17 protein-coding genes, 3 pseudogenes and 1 riboswitch are annotated in these 25,635 nt (G+C 59.5%); of the genes and pseudogenes, 10 read left to right on the top strand and 10 right to left on the bottom strand.

Features of this window, described 5'->3' with window-relative positions; genetic code table 11:
• Positions 1-20: 20 nt before the first annotated feature.
• The 3 genes and pseudogenes from metK to metE all read left to right on the top strand — a co-directional run bounded on the left by metK (position 21) and on the right by metE (position 5,435).
• The gene (gene metK / locus X730_RS138540) at positions 21-1,196 is read left to right on the top strand and encodes a methionine adenosyltransferase (protein WP_023724681.1); all 1,176 of its coding nucleotides are present in this window, start codon (positions 21-23) and stop codon (positions 1,194-1,196) included.
• A gap of 108 nt (positions 1,197-1,304) precedes the next feature.
• Positions 1,305-2,380, top strand: a pseudogene (locus tag X730_RS01000000164880) (adenosine kinase).
• Between the two features lie 408 nt (positions 2,381-2,788).
• A riboswitch (cobalamin riboswitch) is annotated at positions 2,789-2,990 on the top strand.
• 93 nt (positions 2,991-3,083) lie between these two features.
• Positions 3,084-5,435 (top strand): 5-methyltetrahydropteroyltriglutamate--homocysteine S-methyltransferase, encoded by a 2,352-nt coding sequence (metE, locus tag X730_RS138550; RefSeq protein WP_031197364.1) that lies wholly within the window; start codon positions 3,084-3,086, stop codon positions 5,433-5,435.
• Between the two features lie 439 nt (positions 5,436-5,874).
• Here the strand turns inward: metE and X730_RS138555 are convergent, their stop codons facing one another.
• Complete coding sequence (locus tag X730_RS138555) at positions 5,875-6,930, bottom strand: cytochrome-c peroxidase (protein WP_023827445.1); 1,056 nt, start codon at positions 6,928-6,930, stop codon at positions 5,875-5,877.
• A gap of 910 nt (positions 6,931-7,840) precedes the next feature.
• Between X730_RS138555 and X730_RS138560 the strand changes: the two genes are divergently transcribed.
• Positions 7,841-8,194 (top strand): hypothetical protein, encoded by a 354-nt coding sequence (locus X730_RS138560; RefSeq protein WP_023827444.1) that lies wholly within the window; start codon positions 7,841-7,843, stop codon positions 8,192-8,194.
• A gap of 136 nt (positions 8,195-8,330) precedes the next feature.
• On the opposite strand, the gene X730_RS1000000167790 is transcribed toward X730_RS138560, so the two are convergent.
• Entirely contained in the window at positions 8,331-9,335 is a 1,005-nt protein-coding gene (locus X730_RS1000000167790) for a glycosyltransferase family 10 (protein WP_155922532.1), read from the bottom strand.
• A gap of 1,142 nt (positions 9,336-10,477) precedes the next feature.
• On the opposite strand from X730_RS1000000167790, the gene X730_RS138565 reads away from it, so the two are divergent.
• On the top strand, positions 10,478-10,948 hold the full coding sequence (locus X730_RS138565) for a MucR family transcriptional regulator (protein ID WP_023783325.1): 471 nt from the start codon (positions 10,478-10,480) through the stop codon (positions 10,946-10,948).
• A 214-nt stretch (positions 10,949-11,162) separates the two neighbouring features.
• Here X730_RS138565 and X730_RS138570 read toward each other — a convergent pair whose 3' ends face one another.
• Positions 11,163-11,375 carry a cold-shock protein gene (locus X730_RS138570; RefSeq protein ID WP_023679670.1) on the bottom strand — a complete coding sequence of 71 codons (213 nt, stop codon included), beginning with the start codon at positions 11,373-11,375 and terminating at the stop codon, positions 11,163-11,165.
• 372 nt (positions 11,376-11,747) lie between these two features.
• Between X730_RS138570 and X730_RS138575 the strand changes: the two genes are divergently transcribed.
• The 3 genes and pseudogenes from X730_RS138575 to X730_RS138580 all read left to right on the top strand — a co-directional run bounded on the left by X730_RS138575 (position 11,748) and on the right by X730_RS138580 (position 14,996).
• The gene (locus tag X730_RS138575; protein WP_245260682.1) at positions 11,748-11,975 is read left to right on the top strand and encodes a hypothetical protein; all 228 of its coding nucleotides are present in this window, start codon (positions 11,748-11,750) and stop codon (positions 11,973-11,975) included.
• 699 nt (positions 11,976-12,674) lie between these two features.
• Positions 12,675-13,337: pseudogene (locus X730_RS1000000166785) on the top strand (pitrilysin family protein); the annotation flags it as partial.
• Positions 13,338-13,520: 183 nt separating this feature from the next.
• The gene (locus tag X730_RS138580; protein ID WP_023827441.1) at positions 13,521-14,996 is read left to right on the top strand and encodes an NAD-dependent succinate-semialdehyde dehydrogenase; all 1,476 of its coding nucleotides are present in this window, start codon (positions 13,521-13,523) and stop codon (positions 14,994-14,996) included.
• Positions 14,997-15,811: 815 nt separating this feature from the next.
• On the opposite strand, the gene X730_RS138585 is transcribed toward X730_RS138580, so the two are convergent.
• The 4 genes from X730_RS138585 to X730_RS01000000164860 form a co-directional block, all read right to left on the bottom strand.
• The gene (locus X730_RS138585; RefSeq protein ID WP_023827440.1) at positions 15,812-17,815 is read right to left on the bottom strand and encodes a class I tRNA ligase family protein; all 2,004 of its coding nucleotides are present in this window, start codon (positions 17,813-17,815) and stop codon (positions 15,812-15,814) included.
• A gap of 336 nt (positions 17,816-18,151) precedes the next feature.
• On the bottom strand, positions 18,152-18,931 hold the full coding sequence (locus X730_RS138590; protein WP_023827439.1) for a phytanoyl-CoA dioxygenase family protein: 780 nt from the start codon (positions 18,929-18,931) through the stop codon (positions 18,152-18,154).
• Positions 18,932-19,437: 506 nt separating this feature from the next.
• On the bottom strand, positions 19,438-20,742 hold the full coding sequence (locus X730_RS138595) for a lysine N(6)-hydroxylase/L-ornithine N(5)-oxygenase family protein (protein ID WP_023827437.1): 1,305 nt from the start codon (positions 20,740-20,742) through the stop codon (positions 19,438-19,440).
• A 246-nt stretch (positions 20,743-20,988) separates the two neighbouring features.
• The gene (locus tag X730_RS01000000164860) at positions 20,989-21,138 is read right to left on the bottom strand and encodes a hypothetical protein (RefSeq protein WP_155922531.1); all 150 of its coding nucleotides are present in this window, start codon (positions 21,136-21,138) and stop codon (positions 20,989-20,991) included.
• A 231-nt stretch (positions 21,139-21,369) separates the two neighbouring features.
• Here X730_RS01000000164860 and X730_RS1000000167785 point away from each other — a divergent pair, with 231 nt between their 5' ends.
• Positions 21,370-21,723: a hypothetical protein gene (locus X730_RS1000000167785; RefSeq protein ID WP_023827435.1), complete on the top strand. Its 354-nt coding sequence runs from the start codon at positions 21,370-21,372 to the stop codon at positions 21,721-21,723.
• Between the two features lie 190 nt (positions 21,724-21,913).
• On the opposite strand, the gene X730_RS138605 is transcribed toward X730_RS1000000167785, so the two are convergent.
• The 3 genes from X730_RS138605 to X730_RS1000000167780 form a co-directional block, all read right to left on the bottom strand.
• Positions 21,914-22,270: a hypothetical protein gene (locus tag X730_RS138605; RefSeq protein WP_023736366.1), complete on the bottom strand. Its 357-nt coding sequence runs from the start codon at positions 22,268-22,270 to the stop codon at positions 21,914-21,916.
• Between the two features lie 141 nt (positions 22,271-22,411).
• Entirely contained in the window at positions 22,412-22,828 is a 417-nt protein-coding gene (gene tnpB, locus X730_RS1000000166775) for an IS66 family insertion sequence element accessory protein TnpB (RefSeq protein ID WP_245261425.1), read from the bottom strand.
• Between the two features lie 82 nt (positions 22,829-22,910).
• The gene (locus X730_RS1000000167780; RefSeq protein WP_023827433.1) at positions 22,911-23,105 is read right to left on the bottom strand and encodes a hypothetical protein; all 195 of its coding nucleotides are present in this window, start codon (positions 23,103-23,105) and stop codon (positions 22,911-22,913) included.
• Between the two features lie 405 nt (positions 23,106-23,510).
• Between X730_RS1000000167780 and X730_RS01000000164850 the strand changes: the two are divergent.
• Positions 23,511-25,631, top strand: a pseudogene (locus X730_RS01000000164850) (prolyl oligopeptidase family serine peptidase).
• Positions 25,632-25,635 lie beyond the last annotated feature (4 nt).

The following is a 25,635-nucleotide window of genomic DNA, read 5'->3' as shown; positions in this document are numbered from 1 at the left end:
ACATCCGAAGCGAGGTATTCATGGCTAGGCAGTTCGTGTTCTCTTCCGAATCGGTTGGCGCGGGGCACCCGGATAAGTTGGCCGACAACATCTCGGATGCCATCCTCGATGCCATCCTCCACACAGATCCCAAGGCGCGCGTCGCCTGTGAAGCGTTGGTAAAATCAGGGATAGTCGTTCTGGCTGGCGAGATCACCAGCGATGCCCAGGTGGATTACAGCCAAGTTGCGCGCGATACGATTCTCGACATTGGGTACGACGACGAGGCCGTCGGCTTTGACGGCCGGCGTTGCTCCGTCGTTCATGCCCTCACCGAGCAGTCGCCCGACATCAGCCAAGGCGTTGACGAGGGAAGAGGGCAAGACCTCCAGCAGGGAGCGGGAGATCAGGGCCTCATGTTCGGCTACGCATGCCGCGAAACCGATACCCTGATGCCTTTGCCGATCCAGCTCGCTCATCGCTTGACGAAACGGCAGGCGTATGTCCGGAAGGCACAACAGCTTGGCTGGTTGCGTCCTGACATGAAATCCCAAGTCTCAGTGCGCTATGAGGGGTTGCGCCCGGTCGCCCTGGATACCATCGTCGTGTCGACGCAACATGACGAGCAGGTCTCGCAAGAGACTGTCCGCGAGGGCGTCATTGAGGAAATCATAAAGCCTGTCCTGCCGACCCACCTGGAGACGGAAGGCATCAGAATTCTGGTCAACCCGACGGGGCGGTTCGTAGTCGGCGGGCCGCGCGGCGACTGCGGTCTCACTGGACGCAAGATCATCGTCGATTCCTATGGCGGGATGGGTCGTCATGGCGGCGGCGCCTTCTCGGGCAAGGACCCGTCCAAGGTTGACCGCTCGGCTGCCTATGCAGCCCGCTATGTCGCAAAGAACATCGTCGCTAGCGGACTTGCGGACGTGTGCGAGGTGCAGCTTGCTTACGCAATCGGCGTGGCCAGTCCGGTTTCCGTCATGGTCAACACGTTCGGGACAGCCAGGGTTGAGGAAAGCAGGATCGAGCGCCTCATTCTTGAGTTGTTCGATCTCAGACCGAAAGGCATTATCAAGATGCTTGATCTCTTACGCCCTATATACCGCAATACAGCGACCTATGGCCATTTCGGCCGTGAAGAGCCTGATTTCACCTGGGAGAAGACAGACAGGGCGGAGGAATTGCGTCGCGAGGCAGGACTCGCCGCCCCGTGAGAGCCGCCGGCGAACGGATTGGCAAGCGGAAAGCCCATTTCCACCGGGCAGACCCGCGCCTGGCAGGCGTGGCGAGAAGCCGGCTCGGGTTTTTTGGCGGAGACATTGATGCCGGATTATGACGTGCTTTGCATCGGCAATGCCATTGTCGACATCATCGCCCAGTGCGACGAGGCATTCCTCGAGATCAACGGCATCATCAAGGGCGCGATGAACCTGATCGACACGCGCCGCGCCGAACTGCTCTACAACCGCATGGGCCCGGCGATCGAGGCCTCCGGCGGCAGTGCCGGCAACACGGCGGCCGGCGTAGCCAGCTTCGGCGGACGCGCCGCCTTCTTCGGCAAGGTCTCCAACGATGCGCTGGGCGAAATCTATGCGCACGATATCCATGCCCAGGGTGTCGCCTTCGACACCAGGCCGCTCAAGGGCGAGCCGCCGACGGCGCGCTCTATGATCTTCGTCACGCCCGACGGCGAGCGCTCGATGAACACCTATCTCGGCGCCTGCGTCGAGCTTGGCCCTGAGGATGTCGAGGCCGACAAGGCATCCGGCGCCAAGGTTACCTATTTCGAGGGCTATTTGTGGGATCCGCCGCGCGCCAAGGAGGCGATCCGGCAGACGGCGAAGCTCGCACACGAGGCCGGACGCGAAGTGTCGATGACNTGTGGGATCCGCCGCGCGCCAAGGAGGCGATCCGGCAGACGGCGAAGCTCGCACACGAGGCCGGACGCGAAGTGTCGATGACTTTGTCGGATTCGTTCTGCGTCGACCGCTACCGGGACGAGTTCCTCGAGCTGATGCGCTCGGGCACTGTCGACATCGTCTTTGCCAACAGCCACGAGATCAAGTCGCTCTACCAGACAAAATCCTTCGACGAGGCGCTGGCTCAGATCCGCAAGGACTGCAAGATTGCCGCCGTCACCCGTTCCGAAAAAGGCTCGGTGATCGTGCGCGGCGACGAGACCGTGGTCATCGAGGCGACCGCCATCAAGGAGTTGGTCGACACCACCGGCGCCGGCGACCTCTACGCCGCCGGTTTCCTGCATGGCTACACGCAGGGCCGCAACCTCAAGACCTGCGGCGACCTTGGCTCGCTGGCGGCCGGCCTGGTGATCCAGCAGATCGGCCCAAGGCCAAGGCAGAATTTGCGCCGCGAGGCGGAAGGGGCTGGGTTGCTGTAGATGCGCCGGCAACTAACCAGCCGCCCTACTGACGCGATGACCGCAGTGGCGGAACTGTGTCAAAGCTCGCTGATAGCGACAGCCATTCGCTTCGGAGAACTGACCCATGCTGCTGCCGTGAAGCTCGCTGGAGGAGCGGTGCAAGGCGTGCTTGCCATGACGGCATTCACCGTCATCCAGATCGTCACCAGCATTTTCCAGAAGCTCAGCTTGGTGAAGGCCAGTAAGGTTCCTGAGGTAACGGAGAACTCGCGGCGTCCGTCGGACTTGACTTGCGATCACGTCCCACGATGCCGAATGCGGGCAGCAGACTGAATATTTCACAATGCTAGACAAAGGCGTAAAAGCGCGATCACATAACGACATAAACATTTCGTTATGCGTCATTGACAAAAGGGCGAACAGCTGTGATTGTCTGCGTGTCGTGGTTCTCGCGTGCGGCGCTGCCGCAGCGGAGCTAAGAGGGAAGCCGGTGCGATGCCGGCGCTGCCCCCGCAACTGTTAGCGGCGAGCCAACCCAATCATGTCACTGAGGCGAATACCCTCAGGAAGACGGGTAGAGGCTATGACCCCGCGAGCCAGGAGACCTGCCACGCGAATTACGTCCACGGGCGGGGTGTCTCGGTGGCTGCTGCAACCCGGCGTTGATGCCGGCCTGCTAGCGCCTTCCTTGTCACCGACGCCCCAATCATCGGGGTATGACATGACTGTCTCTCAGCAAATTCCTGTAGCAACGCTCGGCGTGCCGCGCTTCGGTCGTCGGCGAGAACTGAAATTCGCGCTTGAAAGCTACTGGTCCGGAACATCGTCCGCTGGCGACCTTCTCACGACGTCGAAGGCGCTCCGTGCCGCTAGCTGGGAAGAGCAGCGCGATCGCGGCGTGTCGAAAATCCCGTCGAACGACTTCTCGCTTTACGACCATGTGCTCGACACCGCAGCCATGGTCGGGGCCGTTCCATCCCGTTACGGCTGGAATAGCGGCGAGGTCCCACTTGACATCTACTTCGCAATGGCGCGCGGCTACCAGGGTCAGACGCAGGATTGTGGACACGCTGGTTACCAGGAGGAGCTTCATGGACCTGGTGTAACCGCGATGGAAATGACCAAGTGGTTTGACACCAACTACCACTACATTGTGCCGGAACTCGATGATGATCAGACGTTCGCCCTCTCGTCATCGAAGCCGGTCGATTACTTCCTCGAGGCTAAAGCTCTCGGCATTCACACACGCCCAGTCATCCTTGGACCCATCACCTTCCTCAAGCTGGCGAAATCGCCTGCCGAGGGGTTCGGTCCCATCGCGCTCCTACCGCGGCTGCTGCCGGTTTACGAGCAGCTTCTGGAGAGGCTGAAGCTGTCGGGAGCCGACTGGGTGCAGATCGATGAGCCAGCGCTTGTCCTCGATCTGAACCCGAACGAACGAGCTGCGTTCGAATTCGCCTATGGCCAGCTGTCGAAAGCCGCGCCCGAGCTGAAGATCATGCTGGCTACGTATTTCGGGTCGCTGGGAGACAATCTCGAAACCGCGATTTCTCTGCCCCTGGCCGGCCTGCATATTGATCTCGTGCGCGCTCCCGAGCAGCTGGAAACGGTGGCTCGGCTCGCTCCGAAGGATCTGGTGCTCTCGCTTGGCTTGATCGATGGCCGCAACGTCTGGCGTGCGAACCTGCCCGCCATTCTCGACCGCATCAAACCGATCGTCGCCGGCTGGCCCTTGGACCGCGTCGAGATCGCGCCTTCTTGCTCGATGCTGCATGTGCCGATTGATCTGCGCATGGAGACGGAACTCGACGCGGACATCAGGTCGTGGCTCGCCTTCGCGGCCCAGAAGACCGACGAGCTGGTCTTGCTGGCCCGGGCCCTGTCCCAAGGCAGGGATGCGGTGGAAGGCGCGTTGAAAGCGTCTGCCGAGGCTGCCGCCACGCGCGTGACATCCACGAGGATCCATGACCCGCTTGTTCAGGGGCGGATCGCTAGCATTGAGGACAGCGCGAAGCGACGAGAGAGCGCTTTTGGCGAGCGCTCCAGAGTCCAGGCCGGCTCACTCGGGCTGCCGCCGTTCCCGACGACGACCATCGGGTCCTTCCCGCAGACGCCGCAGGTACGCAAGGCGCGGGCCGCTCATGCGAAGGGCCAGCTGAGCTATGTCGACTATGAGACGTTCCTGAAGAAGGAGATCGAGGCTGCAATTCGCTGGCAGGAAGAGATCGGGCTGGACGTGCTGGTGCATGGTGAGTTCGAGCGAAACGACATGGTACAGCATTTCGGCGAGCAGTTGTCCGGCTTCGCGCTCACCCAGCATGCCTGGGTACAAAGCTATGGGTCGCGCTACGTGCGTCCCCCCATCATTTTCGGCGACGTATCGAGGCGCAATCCGATGACAGTCCGCTGGTGGCAATTCGCCCAGTCGCTTACGGAAAAGCCCGTGAAGGGAATGCTCACAGGCCCAGTCACCATTCTCAACTGGTCTTTTGTTCGCGACGACGTACCCCGCTCCGAAGCCTGCCGCCAGATCGCGCTCGCCATCCGCGACGAAGTGACGGATCTCGAAAGATCCGGCGCAAGGATGGTCCAGATCGATGAGGCCGCGTTTCGCGAAGGATTGCCACTGCGCCAATCTGACTGGAAAGTCTATCTCGACTGGGCTGTCGAATGTTTCCGGATCGCTTCAACGGGTGTAAAGGACGCGACTCAAATTCATACCCACATGTGCTATTCGGAGTTCAACGAGATCATTCACGCGATCGCTGGAATGGATGCGGATGTCATTTCGATTGAGACGTCGCGCTCGAAGATGGAACTGTTGGACGCCTTCACGAGCTCCAAATATCCGAACGAAATCGGTCCTGGCGTCTATGATATTCACTCGCCACGCGTCCCGGAAGTCGGCGAGATTTCGGACTTAGTCATGCTTGCCCGCGAGCGACTGTCCGACGGCCAACTGTGGATAAACCCGGACTGTGGCCTCAAAACACGCAAATGGGAGGAGGTCCGCCCTGCCCTCATTAACATGGTCGCTGCAGCACGCGCGCTCCGGCAGAAAGTGCAGGCGTGAGGCTTCTCTTCCTCACCGTGTGGGGAGTTGCCGGCTGGCGGATGTCGGCCGGGAATATGCCAAACCGATCACACTCTTGGAAATGAGCCACTCGGCGCAAATGCGCAATTTCCCTACGGCACGTGTCTTAATCCCGCAGAAATATAAATGTGGCACTACGCTATAATATCGGTTCCTTGGGGACATACAGGCCCCGCGCCTCGAACAAATCGGACACGCGTCGTTTCTCAAAGTAGACTGCTTGGCGCGTTCGCTCAGGCAGCGACAATATATGGTGCTGCGTCTGTCCGCCCCCAGTTGATCGCGCAGACTACGGGCGAGGTGGCAGGGTTCGGGTATCGCTAGCGTCCCGCCAATTCGGAGATGGAGCGTCGCAATTCGTGTCGCCAAGTAAAAATCGCCAATCATTTTCGATTGCGAGTCCGCAGCCAGTTGGCCCTTATTTTCCTGAGATCTGCGTTACAGGCCGGGGCGTTGTCGCCGTTTCTGAGGGTAAGATGGGATAGGCGACGTCAGGTGCCTCTCCGGTCAGCGAGTTGAGGAAGGCAACAAGCAGGTCAACTTCTTCGTCCGCCAGTACTACGCCGAGCTGGGTGGTCCCCATAATGGCGACGGCCTGTTTCAGATCCCAAACCTTGCCCGAATGAAAGTATGGCGCGGTGAGTGCAACGTTGCGCAGCGGCGCCACGCGGAAGACATAGGAATCGTCGGCTGCATTGGTGACCTCAAATCGGCCCTTGTCTTTGTCCGGCAGGACTTCGGCGCTGGGCCGTTCCACGAGGCCGAATGGGTAATAGGCTTGCCCACCAACGTTGATGCCGGCATGGCAGGACGAGCAGCCTTTGTCCATGAAAAGCACCAGGCCCTGTTTCTGTTCGGAAGTCATGGCAACCTCATCACCATTCAGGAAGCTGTCGAACGGGGCAGGTGTGACCAGTGTCGCCTCGAAGGCTTCGATCGCCTTGGCGAAGTTGTCGAAGGTGACCCGATCGGCTTCAGCCGGAAAAGCTGCATCGAACCACTCGACATATTGCGGCATGGACTTGAGAGTGGCGATGAGTTGGCCCGGTGTATTGGCCATTTCGATCCCGGCTTGGACCGGTCCCTTCGCCTGAGCCTTCAGGTCTTCGGCACGACCATCCCAGAACTGGGCGATGTTGAAGACAGCGTTCAGTACAGTCGGCGCGTTGCGCTGTCCCTTCTGCCAACCATGGCCAATCGAGGTTTCGTGATTGTCGTCGCCGCCGGTGGCCAGGTTGTGGCATGAATTGCACGACAAGACGCCTGACGCCGAGACGCGTGGATCGAAGAACAGTGCCTTGCCGAGAGCGATCTTTTCCGGGGTGATCGGGTTGTTGGCGACTGTCGGCGTGGTGGATGGCAAAGCCGTGAAGGTGGCCAATGCCGTATCTCTGAGGTCGGTGGGGATCGAATCCGCAGCAAAGGCGGTGTGTGCCAGCAAGGTGACAGCCATCGTACTGAATAGGATTTTCATAATTGGTCTTCCTGCGTCGTCCACGCAGCCATTATGCGATCTGCGGCTCATGAACGCCCTGAGCTAGATCAGCTTGAGGGAGAGGACGGGGTCTCACACCTGTTTTCGCAGCTGAGCTGGGACCCTCTGGAAGTGATCGCTCTTCTCGATTGGACTTCAGGGAGGAGGAGTATCCCTGGTTGGCAACCGGTTTTATGCATCAAAGCACGCCCTGAGGGCGGCTTCGTAGATTCGGTCACTGCGATCTTCCAGCCAAGGTTGAGAAAGTCGACAGCATCCGCAAGACTGGCAATCTCTTGCACGATGTGCGCTGCACGCCTTGCGAAAAGTGAGCTTCTGAAACGTCAGGGTTCATTCGTTCCTCCTGACCTGCTGATTGCGTGAATCGGCCTTGTCGACACCCGCCGACTGCACATTGTGATGTCACCTGCGATGGCGGTTTCAATACCTAAGCAGCGACGGTCTATGCGACAGTATGGAGGTCGTAGCGGAATAGCCGTTCTGCCTTGATCGATCGTCACACCGGCATATAGCTCCGCTTCTACGAACATCCCATCACGCGAGGATGGCGCGGCGCTTGAGCAGGTCCACCCGCTGCAACTGCCTCACACCTTGATCCACAGATCCTAGGCGATGACCATGTTGTCGTCATCATTTGACGGGCGCGGGGCATTGGCTCATAAGCGAGCCAACGCAAACTGTGCGGTTGCCAGTGCGTAATGAAGTGAATTGGAATGATCTTCGGTTTGGGAAACACGCACGTCCGACGCAGCTTGCGTTGACAGAGGCGGTTTTAGGCGCAATAGCACCTCCGCTGGCCTATTTTGTGGAGTTCAATTGTGGTTCGGCCAAAGGCGCGGGGCGCCGGACCGGCCCCTTGTAAACGTAATCAAACAGAGAGAGACCCTGCATGGAAGAAATCTTACCGCGCATCGCCACTGGTGCCGGCATCGGCCCGGCTGTCGCAGAGAAGGCCGTTGGGTTAATGCTGGGTTTCCTGCGGAGCCACGCGGCCGACGGTCCCGGCGCGCGCATGATCGAGGCCATTCCGGGAGCTTCGGAATTAGTAGCGAAGTATCGTGGGGACGACCCAGAGGGTGGCGGCCTTATGGGGCTCGGGCAGCAATTGATGAGTGAGGGTCTCAGCATGGCAAAGATCGCCGCCCTCGCCAACGAGACGATCGCCTGCGCCAAGGAACATGCCGGCGACGAACTCGTGGACGAGGTCCTCAATTCCGTTCCTGGCCTTCCCCAGTTCGTCTGATTAGCGGCAGCCGGGGCGCATGACCTTGTGCGCCCGTGCCGGCCCGTTTGCGCAGCAGGCATTCTCCGCCGGGCGTTCCGCACCGATCTCGTGAGACCACCAACCGCCGGGCACGCGGAGCGAGCGTTGGAGTACTTCATTCGTCTATCGAAAAATCAACTTCAGGCGATTCGATGTGTATAATTTCTGGCGGTAAGGGTTTATCCTGAACGCTTTCGATGAAGCCCGCGAGATAGGCAAACGTATTGTATTTCTCGAGGACCAGCCGCTTCGCCTCTCTTATTGCGCCGCGACGTTCCTTCCAGAGGTCTGAGTTGATAATTTCTTGAATTTTTTGGATTACGTTCTTGTCCTCTGGGTCAATCAGAACCATAGAGTCCGAAGGGAAGAACCTCGTGATTGCCGGGCTGCCGTAATAGATCGGCATTGTTTCAGCGACGAAGCAGTCCATAAGCTTCTCTGTAAAATAGTAATCAGCACGAGTATTCTCGAACGCTATACTGTAGCGATAAGGTGCGAGTGCGTTCCATTTATCTCCAATCAGCCGAAAACCTCGGCCGAACAGGTCAAAATCGAGCTCCTTTCTTAGCCGTTCCAGAAACGCCAGCCGATACCGATGTCCTTTAAGCAGGGCGATGTTACTGGTAATCCATGAGAGCCGAAGTGGCTTATCCATGACTTCGCTGACCAGAAGTTGGTCATATGTCTTGTTTACAGACCAAGACCGAGTGATCGGTGGAGACAAAACGAATCGGCGAGCTGCATTCTGCCGAGCAACCAGCTCTGCGTCAGACGTCAGGACGATAGTATTTTTCCCCTGCCCTTCATGAAATGCACGATGAGCTTTCGTCGGCGGTTCGCCGATTGCAAAAATTGTCCTGTTGGGGCTCGCCTCGATATCAACAGGGAGCCCAAAAAGAGAAGCAGAGTTAAAGACAATATGCCAATCGGGCACGAAGGATGTCGTGCGAACAAAAGCGACATTGTTCCAGATTCCACTGCCCTTTGGAGTGAGATGGTGGATTGCATCATCCAAAACGCCCCAAGAATCTAGACATGTAGCAACAATGGGCGCCGGGCGTTCCGTCAACAATTTGGCCGACAAAAAAGTTTCACTCCCTTCACTCGTGAAGGTACTCAATCGCCATTCCGGATTGCGGTAACATTGGGCAGCATAAACCTTCCGGGACCCGCTGTCGAGGCAATTGTCGCTTTGCACTTGACCAGGTTCTTCCTCGCTTTGTGTGGTGATCAGGCCGGCTGAGTGGCAGCATGCGCGCCCTAATGAGTTCGCAGCCCGCTCTGCCCAATGGTACGTTTAATCGTCTTGAGGCGGTTGATCAGCCCTTCCGCCTGGCCGTTGCTCCACGGTAGTTCAATGGCATCGCGAACGGCGTCAGCGTCACGGCGTAGGAACCCGACCGAAACGCGTGATGGCGACGGACCCGGAGTTGACGCCACGTCGATCGAAGTGTCGAGCTCGCCCAATTCACAGGCCCCGCAAAATGCCGCGGAAGCGCATGGCAAGCCTGCGCATAGTGGCAAACTCATGTGATCCCTGCTTCAGGACGTCGACCTTTGTGGCCTGGTTGATCATCAGCACATCCCGAGGCTTCGTGCAGAGGGCCGGGGCGACTACCGGCGAGATCACACGGCCGGTCGCGGGATTCGTATGGGACAAGCGTCGCTGGCTGGTTGACGCGTAGATTGAAGCAGGCGACGCACTGTCCTTGCCCGGCCTCTCGGCGCGGCGCCAACTTGCGAGAAGCCGCTCCAGATTCGAGAAGCTGCCTGTGTCGCCGCGCTGTTCGATATCGTGGAACAGGTGTCGTCCGCAGCGAGGACCGGCTAAGAAACGCCTCGAAATACATTGATGTCCTTGGTTACCAGCGGCGGTTCCCAGCCCCTTGGAAGAGCGGCTCACCGGGCGATGAACTTACATTTGGCCATTGCCAATGAACGTCCATCGTCCCTGACGCCCACCAGCAAGCGATCACGATCCCTCGATTCACAGTCCAAAGAAGTAATACCGAGACAAAAATACCGCGCTTAGGCCCGAGACTACTAGCAAATTCGACGCAAAGTTACAGCCGGGACGCGTCACGCACCTCGGCAGCGTCGCCAACAACGAGTGGCTCAGCGTCACGACGGGAAATATGGCGCATCGATGTCGCTTCTGGACGAGCATTGGCAATAACGCTGTCGAGACATTATTGCTTTCGGCGGCAACCGGCCCTATGAAGCGACGCTTTGCTGACTATGTTTCACCGCCTGGAGAGTTTCATGACAGAAGAAGCCGGAAAAAACGTCGACACCCTCATTGAGCTTGCCGCCGATGTCGTGTCGGCCTATGTCTCCAACAATCCGATCCCGGTGGGGGATCTCCCTGCCCTCATCGGCCAAGTGCATGCGGCTCTGAGAGCGACGGCCGGAGGTGTCTCTGCGCAAGAGCCGGTCGCCCTTACGCCTGCAGTCCCGATCAGGAAATCGGTGACACCGGACTACATCATCTCCCTTGAGGACGGGAAGAAATTCAAATCGCTAAAGCGCCATCTGTCGACCCACTATGGGCTGACGCCGGATGGATATCGGGCCAAATGGGGCCTGCCGGCGGATTATCCCATGGTCGCGCCGAACTACGCCGCGGCGCGCTCGACATTGGCCAAGACGATGGGGCTCGGCCGCAAACCGAAGGCGCCGGAAGCGCCGGAGCCTGCGCCGACGAAGCGAACCCGCAAGAAGGTCGCGGCTTGATTCATCGAGATTCGTTCTGGAGCGTTGCAGCCATCGGCTTAATCTGCGCGTCATATAAAAAGGCGGGGCCAACCCCGCCTTCCTTTCAAACAACCTTGTTTCATGAGGAATTCGCGACGCCTGCAGCAATCTGCTGCCCTCAGTTTTTGCTCGGTCCCATCGAGCGGCCGTGAGGACTTATGTGCTTACTCTTGCCAGGACGCAGGAGAAAATTTCAACCAGCTTTGCTGAGGCTGCCAGCGGAGGACTTGCCCGTGCGGCGATCCTGCTCGATCTCATAGTTGATCTTCTGGCCGTCAGCGAGGGTCGAGAGGCCCGCGCGTTCGACAGCGGAAATGTGGACGAAAACATCCGGACCGCCATTGTCGGGCTGGATAAATCCAAACCCCTTGGTGCTGTTGAACCACTTTACCGTTCCAGTCGGCATATACTTGTTCCTTCTTTTACAATGCAACGTGGGCAGGCCATTAGGCCTGTCCGAGTCATAGCCGAGAGTTGGGCGCAGCAAAAAGCGAAAAATTGTTAAGCCCCGATCAGCTGGCACACTCCATTGTGGGCGTAGCCGCCAGCGAGCACTGTCCTAGACTACCGCTTGAGCGTGGCCGGAAGCGCACAATTTCTTCCAACGCTCCTCAGCGCCACGTCGATGGCTCGGGTTTGGAGGCGCGGGACGTAAGGCCGACCGCTGCTCGTGCCGCCAGGTCAAAGGCCGGGTAGTTCACGGAGCTGCCTTCGTGCATAACACCTTGGGAGCGCCTTAAGGAGTTTCGTGTTGGATTGTTTCAAGAGGGTCGAGGGGTTGATCGATGCGACCAGCGTGGAAGCGATCGATAGCGCGCGCGTTTTGCTGGACCAGTTCAAGGGCAAGTCAGAAACAATCGCCCAAGCGATTGACGACTTCCTGCTTGATTTCATGACCTTGCTGTTTGTGGTAGAAGCCACCCGCGAGCAGTTCCACAATCCGGCGAGGCGGTTAGCGCGCATCAGATTGAGCAAGGTCAGGCTGTTACTCACGCGATGCTCTTGACCTAAGCGACCACTCCGCCGGGCATGCATTTGCAGCCGAGCGCACCAGGCGGTATTTTACGCACATGAAATCAATCGCGACTGCTAATTCTCCTGTTTGGTGCCCAGGGACAACGGCAAGCGCGCACAGCTTCGGTGCTGCTGTCCTGCAGCGACAAATGTTGCCTGCATGCCCCACGGCGAGCGCTGGAGCGACAACATCTCAATTCTGTCCGTCAGTGCAGCGGCCTTCGAAGCGCATCGTGTACCCCTCCCCGGCAGCGCGCCTCATCGTCTTCCGAAGGAAGACGATACTCTCAGCCATGCTCGCGTCGCCTTCAGCCCTGTTCGATGGCCCATAATGTCGGATGCGCAACATGTCAGACCCGACTTGTCTTCATGCCTCGAATGGTTTTCTGATCTGGCACGGTGCATGCATGGTCGTCCGCAGACGTCGCGGACCAAGGAAAATCCGTCCAATGACCACCTCGCCAAGAACACCGCCGCAGGTCTCCTGGGTCCATCCGAAGATGAGGCTCGAGTGAGGCCTGGCCGCATGTTGGTCTGGCTCGGCGCTGCCCGCCGATCCTCCCCACGGGGAGGCGAAGACGCAACGCGTTCATCAAAATGAGGAACAAATCACTTTGCCTCGAACCTTGCCTTTCCAACCGGAGCCATCGATCGCTCCCCCTGGCTGCGCACGGCGTTCACTGCCACCGCCCTGGCCCTGGTGACGACCGCTCCGGCTCTGGCCGCCACCGACGGCGGCAAGATCGTGGATTTCCTGCTCGACTATGGCATGGAAGGATCGACATCCGCGATCACCGCGCGCCAGTCGTCACTCACATGGTACAAGGTCAGCAGCGCCGACGAGCCACCCGGCAAATCCGGACTTGCCCATTTCCTTGAGCGTCTGATCTTCAAGGCGACCACCAACCGCGCCGGCAGCGAGTTCGACCGAGCCGTCTCAGTCAGCGGCGGCTACAATAACGCCCCCAACGCTACGACTAGCTTTGGGCGACATGATTGGCTTCGAGGCCGATCGCATGTTCAACCTCATCCTCAACGACGATATCAAGACCGAGCGAAACGTGATTCTGGAGGAGCGCCGTTGGCGCAGAGAGACGAACCCGCAGGTCTGCTGGACGAGGAGGTCAACGCGACGTTGCGGCCGATCAGCCCTACCGCATTCCGGTCAACGGCTGGATGCAGGAGATGGACAAGCTGAACGGCACCGACGCATTCACGATCTACAACAAATGCTGCCGACCCGAACAACGCCGTGCTGGTGGTGGCCGGCGACGCAGAGCCTGAGACGGTGAAGGCGCTGGCCGCGAAGACCTATGGCAAGGTTGCGCGCGGGCCGGTCCTGCCCCCGCGCACCTGACCGGCCGAGCCCGACTAGTAGAACCGCGAGGCATCTTCTAGCGATTTCAGGGTATTCTCCTTTCCACTTGGGTACCGTGGTCTGCTAGCTGTCTGGCCGAGGCCCTATAAGGAACTTGACATCCGGAATAGACACCGCACTTGCCATACACCCCTGCTGCGTTTGAGGAGGAATCCGGTATTGCCCCTGTGCCTGCCGATCACCCGTCACCTGAGATCCCCTGACCTGTTTCGATCCATTGATCGCCTGCCGACACTTGGCACGCGGATTAGCGAGCGGACATTCGAGGTTCTCAACCCGTCGACCGGCGAAGTGCTGGCAGAACTACCCGACATGGGTGTCGAAGAGACATGCGCTGCGATCGACAAGGCCTATGTCGCGCAGCCTGGATGGGCAGGGTTTACCGCCCGTGAGCGCAGCGACGTTCTATGGCGATGGTATCAGTTGATCATCGACCACGCCGACGATCTCGCTGCAATTCTCACCGCGGAGATGGGCAAGCCGCTTGCAGAGGCCAAATCGGAGCTATCGCATGCTGCGGCGTATCTGCAATGGTACGCCGAGGAGGCAAATCGCGTCTATGGCGAGACGATCTCCGCACCATCGATGGACCGCCGAATGTTGGTGATCAAGCAGCCCATCGGGGTCGTCGGCACGATAACGCCATGGAATTTCCCAGCCTCGATGGTGGCGCGCAAAATCTCGCCAGCCTTGGCAGCGGGCTGCACGATCGTCCTCAAGCCTGCTGAACAGACGCCGCTCGTGGCTGGAGCAATGTTCGCCCTCGCCCATCAGGCAGGCTTCCCCGAAGGCGTCGTCAACCTGATCTATGCGTCCGAAGGTGACGCGGTCGGCCGCGAACTTTGCACAAATCCCAAGGTCCGCAAGATCAGCTTCACCGGGTCTACGGAGATCGGGCGCCTACTCATGCGCCAGTGCTCGGACCAGATCAAAAAAGTCAGCCTAGAGCTCGGCGGCAATGCACCTTTCATCGTGTTCGATGATGCGGATGTCGATGCCGCAGTTGACGGTGCGATCCAGGCGAAGTACCGCAATGCCGGCCAGACCTGCGTTTCAGCGAACCGCCTTTACGTCCAGTCGGGCGTTCACGACGAGTTCGTCGAGAAATTCGTGGAACGGGCTCGCCAACTTCAAGTTGGTGACGGTTTCGCGCCCGGAGTGGACATCGGACCCCTCATCGACAAGCAGGCTTTGGCCAAGATTGAATCCCATATTGCCGATGCCGTAACTAAAGGCGGCGCAATTCGATGCGGGGGCAAACGCCTCGGCACGAATGGCACGTTTTTCCAACCAACGGTCCTGACCGGTGTCACCAGTGAGATGACCGTCGCGCAAGAAGAGACATTCGGGCCGCTCGCACCGATTATTCGCTTCAAAGATGCGGATCAGGTCGTGCGTGATGCCAATGAAACGATCTACGGCCTCGCGGCCTATTTTTATGCCTCGAACCTGAAGCGTGTCTGGCGTGTCGCCGAGGCCTTGGAATATGGAATGGTCGGGGTAAATACCGGCCGGATGTCTTCGGAAGCGGCGCCGTTCGGTGGGATAAAACAGTCCGGCATCGGTCGTGAGGGATCCCGCCATGGCCTCGAGGACTACCTCGAAATGAAATACCTCTGCATGGGCGGCATCTGAAGCATCGGCTTGCAGGGTTCACAGACGGGTTACTTAGCGAGCGATCTCCAAACATGTAGAATTGTAGAATCGCTCCTCGATTGGGAACTGAGGGGCGGTCCGCACCCGAGCAAACACCGAATCCTGAGGAGCCCCCTAAAATAGCTGGATGTATCTCTCGACGAGACAAGCGTCTGCATTTCGGCGAAGACGGCGCGCATGCGACGGAGGATACGCTTGCGATTTGGCGGTCCTCGCCGACTACCCTCAGGCGACGGGGCTGTCGTTGCGCGGGTCTGGTTGGAAGCTTGTGCACCCAAGCCATCGTCAACGCTGATTGAGCAATATCCGGCTTCAGGGGCAGAATTTGGACCTGCTCCATTCCGATATCAGTAGCTCAGCTGTTCTTCGGCTGACTGCCGCGCCGGTACACGCTCGGCCAGAATCGAAGGTACCATCACATTCGCATCCACATTGGTGATCGGCGCACAGTCCAGGGCGCGCCAGCTTGACCAAGCGGGTCGAACCGCATGACAGCCTTGACCGGCTGGAGGACGGAAATCCCGATGCCGAAGAGGTTGGTCAGCCCAGTCGAGCCCACACGGCATTTTCGGCACGAACAGCAAGGGCTGGGAAGCGATCGGCCGAGCGGTCCTCGAAGGCGCGGGCCAGGGTTGTTAGACGACGCGTTGGTTCAGGTCCGCTAATCTAGTCTCTACCGTTTCAGAGCGGCTTCCCTCGCCAGTGACAGCGAGTCAAGATTTTTGGCGTCGTCGGCTTTGATTGCCGCGCAGATCTGGTCGAGATGGGGACAGCTCACTGGTGCACCTTTGGGCTCATAGCGTTTCCTCGTCGTCGAGATGAGGATTGCCGGATTTGGCGTAGAACACCAACACGGGTCCGAGATCAAAGCGCGTCCCGGGCGCAAGGCGCTGGACGGACCGGGGCCATGTTTCGGTTGAGGCGCCATCGATGCCTCGCGCCAGCGTTTTGGCGAAGCGGGGCATCAGCGGAGCGAGCGTCGGTGCCAGGATCGCAGCGGCCGTCGTCTGAAGGGCTAGCGAAGTCCGATTGCGGGCAGGATAGAAACGTCGCGCCGCCGCAAAGTCTCGCGCCCCGCGGTAGATAACGCAATCGCGCACGAATTCGCAGACCTGAGTGGCCGCGCGCCGAACCGAGAAGCCTTCGTCCGAATAGGCGCGCTCCATCGCAGCGCGATGGATCTCTATGCGAGCAAAGAAGGCGCGGTCGACCGGGCTCCAGTCGCCTGCATCGGGTACACGGCAGGCAAAATCCTGCTTGATTTCCTGGTTCAACGCCTCAAGCCAGTTCAGCCAGATGCTTTGGAACACCTCTTTCTCGGTGCGGCGCAGCGCGTCGAGCGTGAAATCCGTCCGCTCACCTTCCGGGCGTGTCAGGCCCAAATGAAGGCGCACGACGTCGACTGTCTTTGGGCTCAGAACCTCCTTGCCCCAGACCGCATGGCGGCAGCTGGTTGAGAACTTCTTGCCGTCGAGCAGGTAGAACTCGTTGACGTGATAGCGAATGCGTGGCGTCCAGTGGGAGAAGGCCTCGGCGTAAAGAGCGGGGTAGAGTAGCGCGTGGTAGAATGAATTGTCGAAGCCGAAGAAATGGACAATCTGCCAGTCGTTGCCGGGCATCTCCGCCTTCCAGTCGCGACCCAGCAAGCGGCCGAGCGCCTGAATGTTGTAAAGAAAACCGAAGGCCATTTCCGGCCAGACCCAGATCACTTGCCCCGGGAACCCTTCGGCCGGCAGGCCCCAGTTCGAGGGGTGGGTAATGGGCACTGAAAAGTTGCCACGTCGGCGTAGGCGCGCGAAGAGATCCAAGATCCGTAGCGGGACGCCCGACGCCCTTAGATGCCGGTCGATATTGTCGTAGCATCGGTCCAAGGCAAGTTCCGGGCGGCGGACGGAGCCGACCACCGGCGCCTCGGCAGACTGCCGTGACCGGGCTGCGCCCAAGTCGTGGCAAAGGTTTGGGGCGCCGCAGTCCTCGCAGATGTTGCCACCCGCGGACCCGCCGCAATCGGGGCAGAGGCCGCTAACATGTGGTTCGTAAAGATAGTGGCCTGTCACAGCATCAAAAAGCGCAGGGCTCTGGCGTAAATCTACCGCCGTGCTGCTCAGAAGACTTCGGAAACAGGCGGCTTGAAACTCGCCGTAACCGTCATCGCCCATTGTGGCTTGGAAGCTGTGGACGTCACAATCGAGAAGTGCAAGCGTGGCGCGAATCTCGTCGGCGTAGTAGCGCGCCACGTTTGCAGGCGTCGATTGATCGGCATCGGCCCGTGTTGCGACGTAGCTCTGATAATCGTCGCTTCCGGTCAGGTAATAGGCCTCGACTCCTTTCATGCGCAGGAAACGAGTATAGACATCAGCGCCAAAATAGGGGCCGGAAAGATGCCCCAGATGCAGATCGCCATTTGGCGTTGGCGGCGTGGAGAAGACGAAGATTGGGCCGCGTGGAGCCGTGGTCTTTGCAGCGGCATCAAGGGCGGCCTCGCCGTCTCGCCAGTAGACAGCGACGAAATCTAGGTCTTTGTTTCCGTCATTGCGCAGCACATGCGCTTCAAAAGGGTGGAACAGAACGACATCGCCCGCCTCGACCGAGATTTCCCCCCGGTCGGTGGTGACATTGCCCGATCCTGACAGGATCACGAACGCCTCGATTTCGTCGTGCCGATGGGGCTCGGATGTGACGCCGGGTCCAACCTTTCCGAATGAAAACCCCGTGCGAGCGCTGCCCGTTCCAAGCGTGGCCGTGTCGATACCAAACGCCCGCGACAGTTCCGTTCGAGAAAACGTGTATTTGCGCATGACAACCAACCTAAGCTGTTGAAGCAGTGGGACCTTCGGCTGCCAACGCAACAGCCTCCCGTGCAATTCGTGGAGAGAAACGGCAGCCCGACCCGTTGGCGGCCCGGCCAGGATAGTGCAGCTCTGGACCGGCAAGCGGGCAACCAAGGGGGGGCACTAGTCGGGCTGTAGGCGCACAGAAGACCGCCTGCGACCACCTCCGCAATCCACGTGCCAAAGCGTCGTAACGGGCTGCGGTCGATGCTCCGCGAGCCCGCAAATCAGACGTCCATACCGTCCGCGCATTTTGAGCGGTCGATCAGTTTCGTGTGCATGCCTCCGCCTGGCTGCGTGAGCTCAATCGCGATAGAAGATGCCATTTGGGGGCTTGAGATTGTCGAGATCGGCCACTTTGCCCTCGGGCGGGTTAAGGGCGCGCTTAAGCACGTTATATTCAGCGCGGGTCGGCCCGCCGGTTGAAGCACGCTGGAACACCAAGTAGAGTGTCCGCCGAGAACGATTGCTTTTGTTCGGTCGTGAGTAGTGCGGTGCGTAATCGTCGAAGATGAAGATGTCGCCAGACTTCCATACTACGGGTTCCCAGGAGAACTTTTCGGCAACTTGAGGATCGATCACCCCACCGGCGTCCAGAGGAAACACCCCCTTCTTGTGGTTGCCGGGGCTGAAGAAAAGCCCGCCGTTTTCCTCGTCGGAGTCGTCGATGCCTATGGCGACCACCGCATGGACCATCCGGTCCGGGAGTTTGTGTGGAATGTGATAAATGTCCTGATGCGGGAGATAGCCGCCGCTGTCGGGGTAGTGGAAAATCAGCAGCTCCTTGAGCCTGCGCGAATCTTCGCCAAGCAACTCCTCGACCGCTGACTTTATGCGCTGATCTTCTAAGAGCAAACGACGCAATGGATCATGGAAGTCGAGAAAATTCTCCATCTTGGAGGTGATCTTTCGATTGTCCGTCGTCTTCTCGAACCACATGAGCCATTTGTCGTCGCTGACATCCCAGCGTGACATATCTTCGACAAAGGTAGAGATATCTTCCTGAGCCGCTGGAGCGAAGAACCTTTCGAGCCCGACGTATCCGTCCTTCTGCCACTTTTCTCTTTGTGCATCAGTCAACATGCGAAAAGCCTCCTGTTGGAAACACTGGTTTGGTTGGACATGCCAATTAGGGCGGTCGGGCGCTGATCAAGTTGCGGGTCCACAGAGACGGACTCACGTGATGAGGAAGGCGATGCTAAGTGCGTTCCGCTCCGGCGGATATTGTCCGCAGAAGCTCGGCGCGAGACTGCCTATGTCAGGCTCAGCCGGGTCTAGGGGTTCCGCAAACTGGGCCGGATCAATCGCTTCACCCGGTTCAACCACGACACGCATCGCCAAAGGCCGGCACCATCCGCTACCTGCCGACCCAGCCATGGCCGCCAAGACCACGGCGGTCTTTCGAGTGAGCGACTTGGTACGGCCTTGGCAACCGTAGGGGAAATGCACGCCCCCAGAGTGATGCGATGCGCCGCTTGGTCGAAGGGCTTGGTCGGTCACGATGATATCGGAGAAGCCTCCGGGGTTCGCCGCAGCGCAGGCGGGCATCATTCCTAGGATGCCACCGCCGATGATCAAAAGCATACGAGTCATATTCCACTGCCCATTTCTTCGGCTGCGTGGTCGGGCCAGCTCTCGATCGAGGTATGAGTGATGAAGCCGGGGTGCTCGGGGTTCGCGCATGGCGCGCGCCCAAGTAGGCTATCGAGGATGCGACGCGCGCGCCAGGCCAGCAAGCTCAGGTTCGGATCGGCCAGGCCGCGCTGCCCGAGGCTCGCATTTTGTACGAAGATGCGTCTGTCACACGGTCCGTCCCAGCTCACCGAAAAATCCTCGCGAATAGCTAATTCATTGTCGATCTGCTCCAAGCTGCCCATGATCGGTTCCAATAAGCTTGGGACCGCGTTCTCGTAACCGGTGGCCAGGATGACGATGTCAGCCGTGACTTCTTCGACCTCGTCCATGCCATGCTGCAGGGTCAGCCTGTGACCCGGTCCGGCGTTGATGCAGTGCGAGACGGTGCAGCCCGGCCGCAGTGTGATGTCGCATCGGTATGGCTCGAAAAATGCGTGGCGGTACAGCGCCTGATAGATCGCGCGCAACGTGCTTTCTGAAATGCCGTCCGAAGCAAGCACGAAACGCCGCAGGAGCAGCTTACGCTGCGACTCGCTCATCGCCGCGAAGCGATCCGAAAAGCAGGGCATGAACAACTCGTTTGTGAACGGGCTGTTGTCCAGAGGCAGATAGTTTTCGCGCTGCGAGACCCAAGTGATCGAGGCAGGCCGCCGTTCGTTCGGCAGGCCGACAAGGTGCAACATCACCTCGGCTCCCGACTGGCCTCCGCCGACAACGCAGACATGCTTTCTCCGCACCTCAGGGTGGATGTGCAGTAAAACCGATGAGTGGAACAGGTTGCGCCCAATCCAGCCCTGAAATTGAGGCGGAATTTGCGCCTGCTTGCCAATGCCGACCACAACGTTTCTGGCGCCGAGAACCGCCTTATCCGTCCGCACCCGAAACTCGCCGTCAAAGCGGATTTCGCGCACTGTCTCGCCGCCACGCACAAGTGGGTTCCTGTGGAAGACCCAGTTCAGATATTGTTCGAACTCCACTCTGAGCACGGCTTCGAACTGTGCGTTCAGGAAGTGATACAGACGCCCGTTCTCGTGCAGGAAGTTTACGAAAGTGTAGGCTGATCGCGGATTCACCAGAGTGACCAGGTCCTTGAAGTGGCTGACCTGGAGCTCCGAGGAATCGAATGCGATGCCTGGATGCCAGCGGAAGTCGACCTGCCGATCCAGGAACACTGCCCCTTTCCCAACTTGCTCGTGTATCTGACACGCAAGGCTCAAATTGGACGGGCCAGCACCGATCCCAACGCAAGATAACTCCACCTGCTTCCTCCTATAGCGTCTTCCCACTAGGCGGCTTGTTCGCGGCGAATATCGGCCATAGCCATTAGCCTCCGCTCACGGACTTCGAGCCCCGGTCCCGACCGGGCTTGCGAGAATTTGTCCTGCGCGTTCGGGTCTTCGCATGTGGACCCGCGCATTCCAGCGCGGTGACAATCGACGGGTCATGCCGGCGACGTGGGGCAACGACGTTTGTCCTTTCCGCCCGTCTGGATGCCCCCCTCGCCGTCACGCGAGGAGCTTTCCAGGCCCACTAAGGTGTTTGAAGCCGGTGCAATCGCCTGCCTCGACCATGACGCGCCGGCCTTTCGGCGGTTTGATGGCAGGCGAGAGCGCGGTTTTCACTGCGGCGACGGCATTTTCGGTGCGCATGATCATGGACGACGTCTCGCTGATGCGTTCGCAGAGTCCCATGCATGGGCCATGCCAAAGAAGGAAATTTTATTAAACAATGGGTTGGCGGATTTACGATCCTGTCGGAAGTCCGACATTGGGGGGGCGCCTCACTGCGGCGCCCGATTTGCACGTCGATGTCGCCTTTTTCCGATAGCTAATCGGGCACCTTCTGCACCAGAATACTTCTCTTGTGGAGACCAGCACGAAGTCTTCATGAACGGACAGTGCAGAACCTTGCGTCTCTGCCGGACAGAGTACCCGCACGATCGGCATCTGTTCCCCGCCGACCAGCCGACCGCGTGGCAAAGATTGAGAGCGGCGAAGCTTGCGCTAACGGCCACATTTGTCCGGTATTTCAGCGATGCATTCCTCGAGACGCTTCAGGCGGCACTTCGCATTGCGAAGTTCATGTCCGGCTTCGAAACGCCGATGGCGCCCCTGAGGTGTAATCGCCACGAGATCGCGCTCCAGTTCGGCAATGCGCGCACGCAACCTGCCGAGCCTCTTCCTGACGCAATGAATTTATCCATCCACGCCCGCGAATCGGTCTTCCTGGCAACACCCTAAAAGCTATGCGGTTATGCCACCGAGACGTAATTTCCGGCAAGCCCACGCTCTAAACATCCGCTAATGCAATCTAGAGAAAGCGTTCTTCGGGAAGAAGGCTGACGCTGCTTGGGGGAAAGCACTAGGAACCCTCGGGTCTGACGCGTCGCGTCGGCCGATTGCGGCAGCTCCAAAGCGCAGGGACAGGCCGTCAAGCGCCGGGCAGCGTGCCCTTCATCGACATTGCGAAGACATCGAGCAGGATGGCCAGCCCGACGCCGCACGCGGTCAGGATAAGGCCGGCCATGAAGATGCGGTTGGCGCGTTCGTAGATGGGTCGGCGCAACGAACTCATGTCGAGTAGCAGGGACAGCGCCCGCAACTGCAACGTGATGCCGACCAGGATCGGCACAACGGCGAACAGGTCATAGAGCCGCCATGGCATGGGGTTCGCCGCCCAATGCGTGACGAAGCCGAGCGAAAAGGCAAGCAGAATGCCGACGACGGTGATTGTGCCGTTGCGAAAAATCGTCTCGATCAGCTCTTCCTTCGGATCGTGTTCGTCCAAGCGTCCCTCCTCTCACTCAGCAGTTGCAGGCCTTTGCACGGTCGACGTAGGCTCTCGGGAAATCCCTGTACATCGCCGCCAACTAGTCAAGGCCGAGGACCGAAGCCGCGAGGCAAACGTTTTTGGTTTGCGCTGCCATCATCACTTCCTCAGCCGCCATCGGCCAGCTTTGGCGAGGGCCAGAATAGCCTGATCGCTCTGCCTGATCTCGGCATCAAGTCCGCTCAGTTGGCGCAACAACGGCAACAGTGCCGAACGCACGGTCGCCGGGATCATGTCGTTGCCCTCAATGACGAGGTAAAGGCAAACCCCAGACCCGTCCCACCAAACGATCTTTACCCTGTCAGCTCTTTTGGCGCGGTAGACGTAAAGCGCGCCGTTGAACGGGTCCGAGCTGGCATCGCGCACCAGTGCCAGAAGGCCGTCGGGACGTTTTCTAAAATCGACCGGATGGCTGGCGACCAACACCTTCACGCCGGCCGGGATCATGCCTGGCGGACCGCGCGTAACCCTGGCCAAATGATCCTGGCCGACATCGGCGCCAGCCCGAATGACCACATCACCCAAACAGATCTCCACCGTTGAAGACGCCGCTTGGGTGACCTCGACAAAGCCATTCGATCCGCATCCCGCTGCGGCGTCACCGCACCGCTCTTGATCGCCTTGCGCCGCCAGCCAACAGCTGCGAGGTCGCCACTCCAGCCTCTCGCGCGATCGCCGACACATTCGCGCCCGGCTTCAGCGTCGCCTCGATCAGAGCCGTGCCTTCGCTTGCGTCGACCAGCGCCGCAGACGCTGCGGGCTTGCCTCCGGTTCGGAACCGCCTCAAGAACATGGAAGCTTCTATCGTCAGACATAGGCGCAGACATAGAAATTGACACCGCAAGCTCCTCGCTCCTTCAGTGTCATAATCTCTCACCCATCATCTGATGCCGCGCCAGATGGGATTGGCTCCGCGCTTACACTAGATCGATCAGGCGCCTACCGTCGCACGTTGTCGGAACTACGACGATGTCGGACATAAGACACAGCGCTATCAAAGTGATCGTATTGTTCTGAAAGGATTTTCCTGGTTGGCACGACACATGCAAGCCTATGCGCAAACGCACTGCGCGCCGCACCAACTGAGAAGACCTCATCCCATGATCACGCTCGCCGAGCATGCGGTCGCCGCCGCAAACACTGAGCTTTCCCGAGCGGAAGGAAGCCTTTGCGCTGTCATTCTTCAGGTTGTACGGACATGACCGCGTTCGATTTCCGTCCAACTCTGAATGCTCCCGACGATGATCCCTATCTTTGGCTTGAAGATATAGAAGGCGAACGGGCACTTGACTGGACCGCCAGCCAGTCGGCCAGGACACTGGGGCACTTCGATGGAACGCAATTCGAGCGCGACCGCGCGACCCTCACAGCGATGTTCGACCGTCCGGACAAAACTCCCCAGATCAAGCGCCACGGTCATTACCTCGACAATTTCTGGCAAGATGCCCGCAACCGGCGCGGACTGTGGCGCCGGAGCACCCTTGCCGCCTACATGAAGGCGGATCCCCAATGGGAGGCACTGCTCGATCTGGACGCCGTCGCCGTTAGCGACGGAGAGGACTGGATCTGGGGCGGCGCGTCGATCGAGCCGGAGAGATGGGAAAGAGCCGTTCTGCGCCTGTCGCGCGGCGGAAGCGATGCGGTCGTGCATCGCGAATTCGATCTGAAGTCTCTTAGCTTCGTCGCCGACGGTTTCAACCTCGCGGATGCCAAGGGCGGGGTTAATTGGCTCGACCCTGACACGCTTCTGCTTTCTAGTGCGTTTGGTGATGGCATGGCCACCCGCTCCGGCTACGCGCGCACCGTGCGGCTGTGGAAGCGTGGCGCGGATCCGCTCACCTCAGCGGTAATCTTCGAGGCCGATTCCGAATCCCTCGGCGTATCTGGTCATTTGGACCGTACTGCCGGGAGCGAGCGCCTTTGGTTCATCGAGACGCCGGCCTTCTTCGAAATGATAGGTCATATCGGCGACAGGAGCGGGCCGAAGATACAGATGGGCCTCCCACGGGACGCCCGCTGGAATGGATTCGGCGACTGGCTGGGGGTAAGGCCGCGCAAGCCGTGGACGGTGGGAGGGGCGACCCATGCCGCCGACGCGCTGATCGGCATCCCGCTTTCCTCGTTCATCGCCGGCGAGCCCAGTCTTGCCGCCCTCTTTGAATCAGGCGACAGGCGCTCCTTGCAGTCATTCTTCTGGAATGACGGGAAGCTCATCATCTCCTACCTCGTCAACCTCGTTCCGCATTTCGAGATGTTCACCCCCAGCCGCCAGGAATGGACGCGCCGAGCCCTGGACACCGTGCCCGCCGAAGGGACTGTTCACCTCTGGTCATTCGATGCGGAACGTCACCAGACCAATGGAGAGGTCCTCGTTTCGGCTCGAGACCCGATCACGCCGCCGCAGCTTTTTCAGATCGACCTCAATACCGCGCCACCTCTCAGCGCCCCAGTGATCCTGAGGCGCAGCCCGGAGCATTTCGACGCATCCGGACTGGCGGTCACGCGCCACGAGGCAGTCTCGACCGATGGGGAGATGATCCCCTATACGCAGGTCGGCCCGGCGAGCGGGAACGGAGATGCCCCGGTTTATCTCACCGCCTACGGTGGGTTCGGCGTATCGGTCCTGCCCTACTACAACTCCTCGATCGGCAAGCTGTGGTTAGAACGCGGCGGCACGTGCGTGGTCGCCAACATCAGGGGCGGCGGCGAGTTCGGCAGCCGTTGGGACGACGCCGGGCGCAGACAGGGCAAACGCCTCGCCCATGACGATTTCGCCGCTGTTGCCACCGACCTGGTGCGAAGGGGCATTACGCGGCCGAGGCGGATTGCCGCCGAGGGCGCCTCAAATGGCGGCCTCCTAATCGCCAATATGCTGACAAGCTATTCTTATCGTTTCGGCGCACTGTTTAGCACAATCCCACTTACCGACATGCATCGCTACACCAAGCTTTTGGCGGGTGCGAGCTGGATTGACGAATATGGCGATCCTGACAAGCCGGACGATTGGACTTTCCTGAAGGAAATCTCCGCCTATCACGGCGCGGCGCCGGGACAGCCCTATCCGCCTATCCTGCTCGCCACCACGAAGCGGGACGACCGCGTCCATCCGGGCCACGCGCGTAAGATGGCCGCGAAGCTCTCGGCTAGCCGGCCGCGCGGGCGGGCACGGCTAGGGCAAGGACAACCGGGGGCGAACCGCGTTCATTGCGACGCTGGGTACAATTTCCTTCGCAGTTCGATCGGCTGGCAAACCGATATCGGTCGATGGGTGACCGGTGTCAACACGAGCAACATTTCAATAGTGAGTACAGATTGCTGATCAC

Source organism: Mesorhizobium sp. L103C131B0 (genome assembly GCF_000502275.1).
GTDB lineage: Bacteria > Pseudomonadota > Alphaproteobacteria > Rhizobiales > Rhizobiaceae > Mesorhizobium.
Note: the sequence above shows the minus strand (reverse complement) of the source record. Positions and strands in the feature narration are given on the sequence as shown.